The following is an 11,594-nucleotide window of genomic DNA, read 5'->3' as shown; positions in this document are numbered from 1 at the left end:
GGTCGCCTCGGGCCGCAGCCGCCTGGCGGCCGCAGCCGCGGCGGTCGGGGGTCCTCCCGCGGCAACGGCACCGCGACGGTCGCGGCGAGCGGCGCGAGCGCGGTGAAACGGCGTAGGCGGCCCATGTCTGCCAATGCTCACCGCAGCCCTCACCATTCGATCATCAGTTGATCACAGATTCCTCCCCGTCGATCATGAACTTAAGTCCATGTTCGACGGCGTGTCGCCGCATGAACTTCATGGTCAACACCCGTGGCCGCCATGGGGTTCGGATGTCGCGATTGGACGGTCCGTGATGTTCGTCACGGTGGCTGGAGCGCTCCCAACTGTGATAAGCCTTGATTGGCGTCGATATTTCGGGGACGCCAATTCAATCGGGGAGAATTCGGGGAGAGAATGTCAGCACGCAAGAGGATGGGCTCCGCCGCGCTCGCGATCGGGCTCATCGGATCACTGCTGTACGCAACCGCAACCGCGCAGGCGGCACCCAAGCCGACCGCGCCCGAGATCCCATCCGGCGGCAACGCACAGGACATCACGCTTGTCACCGGTGACAGGCTGACCGTCTATGCCGACGGCCGGGTGTCCATTGCGGACAATCCCGCCCGCAAGGGTGTCCGCTTCCAGTCCTATAAGGAAAAGGGCGAAACCTACGTGGTACCGTCCGACGCCATGCCGCTGATCGCGGCGGGCAGGCTGGACGGTCTGCTGTTCAACGTCAGCAAGCTGATCGAGTTCGGTTACACGACCAAGCGCGGCGACCTGCCGCTGATCCTCACGAACGCCTCGTCCGCCAAGGCGGCCGTGTCCCGCGCGGGCGTCAGCGTGACGCATGACCTGCCCGCCATCAACGGCATGGCCGTGAAGTCCAAGCACCAGTCCGCCACGGACTTCTGGCAGAGCCTCAAGTCCGGCGACACGAAGGTGTGGCTGGACGCGATCTACCGCACGCACCTTGACCAGAGCGTGCCGCACGTCGGCGCGCCCACGGCCTGGGCCGCGGGCTACGACGGCACGGGCGTCAAGGTCGCGGTCGTCGACACGGGCATTGACGCGACTCATCCCGATCTGGCCGGCAAGGTGATCGCCTCGGCCAACTTCACCACCGAGGCCGACGCGCGCGACTACCACGGCCACGGCACGCACGTCGCCTCCACGGTGGCGGGCACCGGCGCCGCCTCGAGCGGCGCCAACAAAGGTGTCGCACCGGGCGCGTCGCTGATCAACAGCAAGGTGTGCGTCGCCGCCAACAACGGGTCCTGCAGCGAGTCGGCCATCCTCGCGGGCATGCAGTGGGCGGCCCAGCAGGGCGCCGACGTCATCAACATGAGCCTGGGCGGCGGCGACCGGCCCGGCATCGACCCGCTGGAGCAGGCGGTCAACGACCTGACCGCAAGCCACGGCGTGCTGTTCGTCATCTCGTCGGGCAACAGCCAGGGGCTGGCCCAGCCGCGCTCGGTGAGCTCGCCGAGCACGGCCGACTCGGCCCTGTCGGTTGCCGCGATGGACCTGTCGGACAACATCGCGTTCTTCTCCAACCGTGGCCCGCGCGTCGGCGACGCCGCGCTCAAGCCCGACATCGCGGCGCCCGGCGTGGGCATCACGGCCGCGCGCAGCTCCACCAGCCCCGGCAGCGGGTCCTATGTGGACTTCAGCGGCACGTCCATGGCCGCACCGCATGTGGCCGGCGCCGCCGCGATCCTCGCGCAGCGCCGTCCAACCTGGACACCCGCGCAACTCAAGGCGGGCGTCATGAACTCGTCGGTGCCCAACCCGAGCCAGGGCGTGTTCACCCAGGGAGCGGGGCGGCTCAACGTGGCCCGCACCGCCAACCAGTTCATCACGTCGAGCCCGGCCAGCGTGAGCTTCGGCCGGCAGGCGTGGCCGCACAACGACGACCCGCTGCTGACCCAGACGATCACCTTCCGCAACGACGGCACGAGCGGTGTCGGTCTGTCGCTTTCGGTGGACGCCCGGGACCCCAACGGCAACGCGGCACCGGCGGGCATGTTCTCCTTGAGCACCAACTTCGTGAGCATCCTGCCGGGGTCGACGGCCTCGGTGACGCTCACCGCTGACACGACCGTGTCGTCGCCCGACGGCTTCTACGGCGGCTGGGTCCTCGGGGTCAGCTCGGGCGGTGTCACGGCCACGTCCACCGCGTTCGGCGTCGACAAGGGCGAGGAGGGCTACGAGCTCACGCTCAACCACCTCAACCGGTCCGGCGCGGAGACGCAGGCGTACGGCACCATCATTCTCAAGTCCGACCTGTCCTTCGGCATGGGTCTGGGTGGCACGGCCGGTCCGGTAACGACATTCCTCTCGCCGGGCACCTACCTGGTGTCGGCCATGGTGTTCGACGGCGCGGACACGTCCGTGCTGATGGTCCCGCGGCTGGAGATGACGCAGAACCGCAACATCACCATCGACGCCCGGACCGCGCAACCGGTCAACATCACGGTGCCCGACCCGGCGGCTACACACTGGTTCACCGACATCGGTGGCCAGCTGTCCATCAACAACATCAACGCGTCGGTGTTCAACATCGTGCGCGCCGGTGAAAACGCCTACACGGCACAGGTCTTCTCGACCTCGCCGGTGCCGAACTTCACCGGGAAGATCGTGCGGACCTTCGGCATCCCGGGCACGGCGGGCAACTTCCGCAACTCGCCGAAGGTGTGGCACATCGGCCGCTACTTCAACCAGCACTACCCGACCGGCCACACCCGCACGGTGGCAGCCAATGAGCTGCACACCGTGACGTCGCACCACACCCTGCACGTGGCCGGTTCCACGGGCAACAAGGGCGCGGTGTCCCAGCCGCAGAACGGCAGCTTCGACTCGTCGGCGCAGGCGCCGCTGGGCTCGGACATGCCGTACAGCTGGACCGAGTACTTCGACACCACGCAGGGGATCCGGTGGTCGTCCACCTTCGACGATCGGGTGGAGTCGATCGATGCCACGATCGTCGGCTACACGTCCGGGTTCACGAGTTACACCGGCGGCGCCAGCAGCACCCAACACTGGAACCGCCCGGCGTACGGCCCGTCGTTCAACGGTCCGCTGGGCACGGCGCTGTGGTCGGTGCGCAGTGGCAACATCATGCGGTTCATCCTGCCGCTGTTCAGCGACGGTGATGGGCACGCGGGCATGCAGGGCTCGGGTGTGCCGAGCACCGGGCAGATCACGCTGCGACAGGGCAGCACGGTCATCGCGACGGGCCCGTTCCACACCTCGCAGGCGCTACAGACCAACGTGCCCGCGGGCTGGCTGCCGTACACGCTGGAGGTCAGCGTGAGCCGGGGCGCCCCGGTCGAGCTCGGCACCCAGGTGAGCGCGACCTACAACTTCACCTCCGACACGGTCGCCGGCAACTCGGTCCTGCGGCTGCAGCTTTGGGCGGTCGGCTTCAAGCCCACGCTCAACGCGCAGAACCAGGCGCCGAAGAACACCTCGTTCCAGATCCCGGTGTTCCCGGCGGCTCAGCCGGACTCGGCGGCCAGCAGCGTGCGCACGCTGAACATCGACTGGTCCATCAACGACGGTGCAACCTGGACACCGGCGACGGTGACCACGGTGAGCGGCCAGCGGATCGTGACGATCCCGCACCCGAACACCACCGGGTTCATCTCGTTGCGCGCCTATGTGGATGACTGGGCCAACAACAGCGCGACCCAGACCATCATCCGCGCCTACAAGATCGCCTAACCGCGACAGCACCAGGTGGGCGTCCCCGGCATCGGGGGCGCCCACTTTCTTCGCGTCCGCCGCAACCCCGCCCCGGGCAAGCGCCGTCCGGCGAAGCGGGCATGGACGCGTGTGGGCTGCAGACCGAGACATCCCCGAAGGCGTGGGAGTGCGTGGCTCGGCCGGGTGCCGTCCCGCGCGGCGGCGGGCAGGCGACGCTCAAGTTCCGCGTCGTGGCCGAACTCGCGCCGCAGGCCAGCCGATCACATTGGACGGTGCCTGGATCGAGGTGCAAACCTTCAAGTCCGGCAGGGTGCCCGTGCAGGACGCGACGCTCGCCAATAACACGCACCCGTTCAAACTCGTGCTCGAACCGTGAGGCTCAGCTCTCGTCGAGATGGTCGGGCACGAGCGCGAGGTTTTGGATGGCAGCCAAGCCGTACTGCGCCGCGTCGTTGGTCCAGAGGTACGGGATCTCGTCCACCGGCGCGAGCACCGTGGGGCCCGCGACATGCGTGGTGTGCCAATGGGCTTGGCGCTGCAGCGCATTGGTGTTGAGCTGGTCACCGATGTCATGCCGGAAGGCGCGCCAGGCCAGGCGCGCGAGGTGGTCGTCGCCGGTGCGGGCGGCGGCGTAGGCGGCGAGCCGGCTGTGCGCCTGGATCAGCGAGATGCCCCGCAGCGCATGGCCGACCGCTCGCTCCTGCTCCTCGGGTGAGGCCAAATAAAGCGAGCAATAGTCGAGCCACGCCCGCTCGAACCCGGGATCGGGCACCAGCGAGATGAGCTCCGAGCATATCTCGACGAGCCCGAACACGGCCGACAGGTGCGAGACCGAGATGCGGTCGCGAGTGGTGTCGAAGCGTCCAGTGTCCAAATCGAACAGCGCCTCGCCGGTAAGGAACCCGTGCGGCAACCGGCCGATGTCGTGCATCGTGCCGACGAGCTTGGCACGCGCCCGCTCGTCGCCGGACCGCTCCCACTCGGTGAGCCACGCGGCGGCCAGCGCACCCCAGTCGGTGCCCAGCCCGATCGCGAGCGCGTTGCGGTTCGGACTGTACACATCGGACCGCACCTTGCGCGTGGGATCGAGCGCCAGGAACGCGGTTTCCGCCTCGGCCAGCTCGTGCAGCAGGTCACCCGTGCGCTCGTCGGCGGTCAGGTAATAGTAGATCCGGCGATAGATGGCGCTGGAGATGCGCAACTGCTTGGCACTGCATCCCCAATGCTGGACGTTGTGCCGCGTGCCCAAGCCCTTCCACTGCCCCGCGTGATAGACGTCGACCTCGCCGGTGTGCCGGGTCATCGCCTCGGCGAAGCGGAACACGTCGTGTCGGCCGGTGCGCAGGAACTGGTACCAGAAAAAGAGATCTGGAGAAAGCTCGGAATTGTCCCATGCATATCCGCCGACATCGTAGCGCCACTGGCTCCGATCCGGATCGTAGCCGTGCATGACGTCGCCGTAGTCCCAGAAGCCATACCAGCGGCGCTGTTCCCGTTGTCCCACATAGAAGTCGAACAGGAAGTCGAGCCGGTCCTCGATCTCGGCACGCGCCGGGCTCGATCTGTCCACAAGCGACCAGTCGCCGAACACGCCCGCCTTTTTGATGTGCGACGGCGACGCGACCAGCAACGCTGGATCGTTCAGCGCGGCGGCGTGCGCGGCCAGCTCATCGCCGGATGGTGTGGCCGGGTAGACCCGCAGCACGAGCTCGTGGGTGCGTGCGATCCCATATGCGTCACCGAATCCGGGCTCGTAGTCCTCATAGGTGATTTCCAGGCCCTCAAGCTGTTCGGCGTATGTGTCCTGGCCCAGCCCGTCATGGTAGAAGCGCAAGTCCATGGGCGGCGCCGAAGGAGACCACATCCACACCGTGGCGGTGGCCAAATCCGTTGCGGCGTTGCGGATGTCGAGGCGGGTCGGGTGCAGCTTCCAGAAGTCGCGCAGGCCGAACCCGAGCCCGCCGCTGATCCCGCCCACGTAGCCATAACCCGCCGACCGGGTCGACGACGGGATGGTCACCCACCCATGCTCGGTGCCCGTGCGCTTGCGCAGCGTGAAGCCGTCGGCACTGTTCTGGTCGAGCGTCCAGTCGTTCCACTGTGGAATGAGGTGCGTGCGGCGCGAAACCGACTCGTGCCATTGGGAAGCCGGCCCGCACGGGCGTCCCTGCACTTGAGCCGCGCGGAAGCGGGCGCCCGGATCGCGGCGCAGCCCGGTGATGCCGCGCACCGCCTCGGTCAGGAAGCCGGTCGGCCCGGCCAGGCGCACGTGCCGGTCGTGCGGCTCGTCGCGCATCGGCACGTCGGCCCGAATCCCGAGCCCCGCGAGCGGAGCCTCGTAGATGAACGTGTGCACGATCCGCACGTCCGATGCGCCCGCGTAGAAGTAAAGGCGCACGGTGAAGTCCCGCCCGGACAACCGCACCACTGCCCGGACCGGACCGTCCTGCTCCACGACGACCTCGTCGACCGGTGGCGTCTCCTGCCCGGCCCGCACGAGCCGCACCTCGCGCGCGAATTCGGAGGTCAGCAGCACGTCCCCACCTGGCACGACCCACCGCACGACTCCGGTGTCCACGGTCACCGGCGAATGTCCAACCCGGACAGACAGCTCCGAAGCAGCGGGCACGGCGCCTGGAGTGAGCACCAACGACTCGGCCGGCGTGGGCCCGATCGCATGCGCCGACCACTTCACCGACCCGTCGGGCCACGTCGCCGTGACCCAGCTCTGCACGGGCACATCACCCAGGCCGAACGACGAGTCGAAGGGCACCGCGCCGCGCGGCCAGGGCACGCCCCACGTGACACCGGTCGGCCGCGCCTGGCTCAACCACCGAAGAACCGCCTTCACCCGAGCACCGCCCTCACTCGAGAGCCTCCAAAACTGTTGGCGCCACGCACTCGGCGACATATTCGGCGAACACGCAGGCTCCCGTGAAGTTGAAGTGGGTGTTGTCCCGCTCGGTGAACAGCCGCGCCGACTCCACCGGGCCGAGCTCCTCGTACAGCGCGGTGCTCCACGTCGTCAGGTCGATCAGCGGGACGTTGGCCGCCTTGGCCGCCGCCCGCACCGCGTCGGGGTATTCACCGTGCGAGTTCTCCACCCGGTCGCCCACGAAGTGCCTGCGCGCGACGGGCGTGCACAACACCGGCCACGCCCCCGCTTCGCGCGCCTCCGCCACGAACCGCTCCAGGTTTTCCCGGAACGCGCCGTGCGCCGGCAGGTCCGCGTATTTCTGGTCGTTGTGTCCGAACTGGATGATCACCACGTCGTTGCGTTTGACGGACGCCATGAGCAGGTCCCACAGCCCTTCCGCGCGATGGCTGGCCGTGGTGGCCCCGCCCTTGGCCGTGTTGAGCACGTTGACCGTCGACGCGCACAGCGCCGCGATCCGCCGGTTGAGCGGGGCGCCCAGATGCGCGCCCCACCCCGACATCGGCGTCTCGTCGGCCGGGCAGACCGCGACCGTGGAATCCCCAGCGAGCAGGACGTTGGTCATCCCTTCACCGACCCGATGAGCATGCCCTTGGCGAAGTGCTTCTGCAGGAACGGATACAGCAAAAGGATCGGCACCGTGGCGATGACTATCACGGAGAACTTCAGCCCCTGTTCCGGTGGTTCGTAGTTCGGGTCGAGCTGCCCCAGCGTGTTGGCCATGTCGGAGGACACGGTCATCTGGCGCACGAACATCTGCAGCGTCCACTTGCTGGAGTCGTCGATGTACAGCAGCGGCGACATGAAGTCGTTCCAGATCGCGACCGCGTAGAACAACGCCATCGTGGCGAGGATCGGTTTGGACAACGGCAGCACGATCCGCCAGAACACCCCGAGCTCGCTGCACCCGTCGATCATCGCCGCCTCCTGCAGCTCCTCGGGCAGCTCCTGGAAGAAGTTCTTGACGATGATCAGGTAGAACGGATTGATCGCCATGGGGAGGACCAGAGCCCAGTACGTGTCGAGCATTCCCAGCTCGCGCACGATCAAATAGGTCGGGATCAGCCCGCCGCTGAACACCATGGTGAAGATGATCAGGCTCAGCAGCACGTTGCGCCCCGGAAGACTGCGGCGGCTCAACGGGTACCCCATGGTGAATGTCAGTAGAACCTGGATCAGCGTGCCGACGGCCGTCACCGCGATGGTCACGATGAGGCTGCGCATGAACGTGTCGGTGGAGAAGATGTAGCGATAGGTATCGGTCACGACCTCCCGCGGCCACAGGAAGAACGCGCGCTCGGCGAGCTCGGACTCCTTGGCGAACGATCCGGCCGTCACGTAGATGAACGGCAGCACGGTCACGACCGCCAAGCCGACCAGCACCACCGCGTTGAACGCGTCGAAGACCCGGCCCAATGGCGTGTTTTTCATCAGAACAGCCCCGTCTGGCCGAAGCGGCGGGCGACCCAGTTCACGCCGTAGATGAGCACGATGCCGACGACCGCCTTGAACAGGCCCACGGCGGTCGAATAGCTGTAGGCGCCCTGGGTGATGCCGAGGAAGTACACGTAGGTGTCGAAAACCTCCGCCACGGAACGGTTCAGCGAGTTTGTCAGCAGATAGATCTGTTCGAATCCGGTATCGAGCAGGTTGCCCGCCAGCAGGATGGTCATGATGACGATGGTGGAGCGGATGGCCGGCAGCGTGACATGCCACATCTGCTGCCACCGCCCGGCGCCGTCGATGCGGGCCGCCTCATACAGATTCGGGTCGACGCCGGCCAGCGCGGCGAGGTAAATGATCGTGCCCCAGCCGGTCGACTTCCACAGCGTTTGCAGGACGACCAGCGGGCGGAACCAGTCCGGGTCGGCCAGGAAGTCGAACCGCTCGCCGAACAGCGAGTTCATCGCCTGCGTGATCGGCCCGACGTCGAGCGCGAACAGCAGGTAGGTCAGCGCGGCCACGATCGTCCACGAGAGGAAGTGCGGGATATAGATGGCCGACTGGACCGCGCGCTTGAGCACGTTCAGGCGCACCTCGTTGAGCAGCAACGCGACCACGATCGGCGCCGGGAACACGAACACCGCGTTGAGCCCGGCGAGGATGAGGGTGTTCCCCAGCACCCGAGGGAAATCGGGGCTGGAGAACAGGTTTTCGAAGTGCTTGAGCCCGACCCAGGGACTGCCCGTGAAGCCGAGGAACGGCAGGTAGTCCTGGAACGCGATCGTCACCCCGTACATCGGGGCGTACTTGAAGATCGCGAAGTAGGCGAGCCCCGGCAGCAGCAGTACGAACAGCCACCGGTACCTAACGACCTGGGTCATCATTTCTTGATCTTGGCGTATTGCTCGTTCATCTCGTTCACGATGTCCTGACCGCCCTGGTCGTACCAGCGCTTGATCTCGGCCTTGAGCCCGGCCTCGTCGATCTGCCCGGCGAAGTACTTGATCCGGGCGTCGGAGACGATCAGGTCGAGCTGCGCGCCCTTGGCCACCTGGGTCTTAGAGATGATCATCTGGGCCGGGTTGTGCACCGCGGACGCCTCATCGGCCTTGTGGAACTTGAGGCGCTTCTCGTACATCGCGCGCTCCGCTTTGCCCGGGGGCAGCCCCACATAGGCCTGATAGCCGGCGGTCGCCGTGCCCAGCTGGCCGAAGTAGGACACATCGCTGGTCATCGTCTTGACCGCCGGGTCGTCCTGCGGCTTGCCGATGGCGAAGCCGTCCTGCACCGTGAAGTTGCGGCCCTCGATCCCGTTGTTGAGCAGGATCTGACCCTCCTTCGAGCTGAGCTTGTTGAGCACGTTAAGCACGTCGTCGAGCTCCGCCTCGGTGGGCACGCTCTGCTTCGAGATCGCCAGGAAGCCGTTGTAGCCCGTGGTGGGGAAGGCACGCAGCTTGCCGTCCGGGCCCTTCAGGTTGCCGGTCAGGTCCACATAGCTGTCGTAGTTGGCGGCATCCTTCTCCTTGAACAGCTTCAGCAGCGAGGGGCCGCGCGAGCTCACGTCGACGATGATGCCCCCCTTGCCCTGGAAGAACGGCTGCTCCCACTTGCCGCTGTCGAAGGTCGCGTAGTCGGGGTTGACCAGGCCCTCTGTGATCATTTTTTTCATGTACCGGTTGGCCGCGAGGAATTCCTCGGTGTCGAAGCCCGGCACGAGCTTGCCGTTGCGCTCGCCCCAGCCGTTGGGCGCGCCGAACCACGTCTCGACGACGTCGTACGGGCTCGCCGAGCCGTAGCCGGCCGGCCACTTCGGGATGATCAGCCCGTAGGTGTCCTTCTTGCCATTGCCGTCCGGGTCGTTCTCGGTGAACGCCTTCGCGACGTTGTAGAGGTCGTCCACGGTCTCCGGCATCTTGAGCCCGAGCTTGGTCAGCCAGTCCTCGCGGACGATCACCGCGGCACGCATCGGGTCGCGGCCACGGAAAACGCCGTACACCTTGCCGTTGATCGAGGAGTTGCGCTCGATCTGCTTGTTGGCCGCCTTGAGGTTGGGGTACGAGTCCAGCTTGTTGGTCAGGTCCCAGAACGCGCCCGCCTCGGCCGACTGCACGAACGCGGGCAGCTTGCCCTGCGAGACCATGACCTCGGGCAGATTGTCGGAGGCCAGCGTGACGTTCATGCGGTCGCCGTAGTTGGCGTTGGGTATCCAGGTGATCTCAAGCTTCTTGCCCGTAAAGGCCTCGACCGCCTTGTGAATCTCGCCGTCGGGGGCCGGAGCGGTGCCGGAGCCGCCGATCAGCGGGAGCATGATGGTGAGCGTGCCGAGGTCGGCCGGGTCGGCCTTCTCCTCGCTCTTGCCGCAGCTCGCCAGCGTCAGCGGCAGCGTGATGGCCACCGCGCCGAGCAAGGCGCCAATCTTGTTGAAAGGTTTCATATACGGTACCGGTCCTTTCGAAGCTTGATAGGAGAAGCGATCAGCGGATCCGCAGCGGCTCGACCGGAAGCACCCGTTGCGGCTGCTCAGCGGGTCGTGCCAGCCGATCCTCGTTTTCCTGGAAGAACCGCAAGCACAACCATGTGCTGGCGTGCCACCACGCCCCGATGGACACGACGGCCAGAAGCACCGGCACGGCGGCGGTGACGAACGCCAATGCGGCGAACACAAACAGCAGGATGATCGTTGACGCCGGCCGGGCGAGCGCGAACCGCAGCGACTTGGCGGCGACGGCCCGCAACGGCAGGTCATAGTGCGCATACATCGGGCCGACATAGCTCGCGGCGCCGATCGCGACGATCAGCGCGACAAGGGTAAGCAGGCGCGCCCCGCCCACGCCCGGGCCGAGCATGGAGAAGAACGCGTAGTTGGACAGCAGCACCACCACGACGATGGCGACCGGCAGCACCACGGCCGTGCCGCGAAGGAACTCGCGCCGCCACGTCGCGACGAAGTCCCGCAGGTGAATCGATTCACCGTTGATCCGGCGGCGGCTCAGGACGCAGGCCGCGACGGTCGCCGGCCCGACACCCAAGACCACGCCACCGAGCAGCGTAAAGGCGATCCACATCGCGTTGAGCGCGCAACACCAGGCAATCGTGGCGCAGAGCGCGTGGAGGCGGACGGCTGCCCGACCCATGGCCTGCACCTCCCCACGTCGCCTACGCTTCGGGCGTGTTTCGCTCCGGTGAAGCGACACTAGGACTGAAACGAATCAACGTCAACGCCCCCATCCCCCTTCCCACCCCTCTTCCGCCCCTTCGCGCGCTTTCGCGACGATCATGAACTTACGTCCATGTTCGACGGCATGTCGTCTCCGAAACTTCATGATCGATCTGACGGGCGGCGGCGGGGTTTTACCGGCAGCAGCGGCCGAAAACCCGGCGGCGGCCCACCACGGCGGGCGAGTTGACCATGAAGTTGATGCAACGACACGTCGTCCAGAATGGACTTAATTTCATGATCAACGCGGGAGGGGGAGGGGGTCAGGGGTGGATGGGGGGACTTCGGGGCGGCAGCGACGGATGCGGG

7 protein-coding genes are annotated in these 11,594 nt (G+C 66.6%); 1 reads left to right on the top strand and 6 read right to left on the bottom strand.

Annotated features, from left to right (window positions below):
• Positions 1-396: 396 nt before the first annotated feature.
• Positions 397-3,708, top strand: coding sequence for a S8 family peptidase (locus DM816_RS35235; protein ID WP_117214785.1), 3,312 nt, complete (start codon positions 397-399; stop codon positions 3,706-3,708).
• 361 nt (positions 3,709-4,069) lie between these two features.
• On the opposite strand, the gene DM816_RS35230 is transcribed toward DM816_RS35235, so the two are convergent.
• Genes DM816_RS35230 through DM816_RS35205 form a run of 6 tightly spaced genes read right to left on the bottom strand, consistent with a single transcriptional unit; the run spans position 4,070 to position 11,202 of the window.
• Entirely contained in the window at positions 4,070-6,541 is a 2,472-nt protein-coding gene (locus DM816_RS35230) for an exo-rhamnogalacturonan lyase family protein (protein WP_117214784.1), read from the bottom strand.
• A 13-nt stretch (positions 6,542-6,554) separates the two neighbouring features.
• Complete coding sequence (locus DM816_RS35225; protein WP_117214783.1) at positions 6,555-7,190, bottom strand: rhamnogalacturonan acetylesterase; 636 nt, start codon at positions 7,188-7,190, stop codon at positions 6,555-6,557.
• Positions 7,187-8,056, bottom strand: a complete 870-nt coding sequence (locus tag DM816_RS35220) for a carbohydrate ABC transporter permease (RefSeq protein ID WP_117214782.1) — start codon at positions 8,054-8,056, stop codon at positions 7,187-7,189. The genes DM816_RS35225 and DM816_RS35220 overlap by 4 nt, the downstream gene beginning before the upstream one ends.
• On the bottom strand, positions 8,056-8,952 hold the full coding sequence (locus DM816_RS35215; RefSeq protein ID WP_117214781.1) for an ABC transporter permease: 897 nt from the start codon (positions 8,950-8,952) through the stop codon (positions 8,056-8,058). The genes DM816_RS35220 and DM816_RS35215 overlap by 1 nt, the downstream gene beginning before the upstream one ends.
• Positions 8,949-10,502 carry an extracellular solute-binding protein gene (locus DM816_RS35210; RefSeq protein WP_117214780.1) on the bottom strand — a complete coding sequence of 518 codons (1,554 nt, stop codon included), beginning with the start codon at positions 10,500-10,502 and terminating at the stop codon, positions 8,949-8,951. The genes DM816_RS35215 and DM816_RS35210 overlap by 4 nt, the downstream gene beginning before the upstream one ends.
• Before the next feature lie 40 nt (positions 10,503-10,542).
• A complete protein-coding gene (locus tag DM816_RS35205; RefSeq protein WP_211588995.1) occupies positions 10,543-11,202 on the bottom strand; it encodes a YesL family protein in 660 nt (219 codons plus the stop codon).
• Between the last annotated feature and the right edge of the window lie 392 nt (positions 11,203-11,594).

It is taken from the genome of Allorhizocola rhizosphaerae (genome assembly GCF_003426775.1).
In the GTDB taxonomy this organism is placed as follows: domain Bacteria; phylum Actinomycetota; class Actinomycetes; order Mycobacteriales; family Micromonosporaceae; genus Allorhizocola; species Allorhizocola rhizosphaerae.
The sequence above is the reverse complement of the archived record's forward strand: the minus strand, read 5'-3'. Positions and strand labels throughout refer to the sequence as shown.

Coding starts and splice junctions, on each gene's coding strand:
- DM816_RS35235 (WP_117214785.1), top strand. CDS start 397: ATGTCAGCACGCAAGAGGATGGGCTCCGCCGCGCTCGCGATCGGGCTC.
- DM816_RS35225 (WP_117214783.1), bottom strand. CDS start 7,190: ATGACCAACGTCCTGCTCGCTGGGGATTCCACGGTCGCGGTCTGCCCG.
- DM816_RS35220 (WP_117214782.1), bottom strand. CDS start 8,056: ATGAAAAACACGCCATTGGGCCGGGTCTTCGACGCGTTCAACGCGGTG.
- DM816_RS35215 (WP_117214781.1), bottom strand. CDS start 8,952: ATGATGACCCAGGTCGTTAGGTACCGGTGGCTGTTCGTACTGCTGCTG.
- DM816_RS35210 (WP_117214780.1), bottom strand. CDS start 10,502: ATGAAACCTTTCAACAAGATTGGCGCCTTGCTCGGCGCGGTGGCCATC.
- DM816_RS35205 (WP_211588995.1), bottom strand. CDS start 11,202: ATGGGTCGGGCAGCCGTCCGCCTCCACGCGCTCTGCGCCACGATTGCC.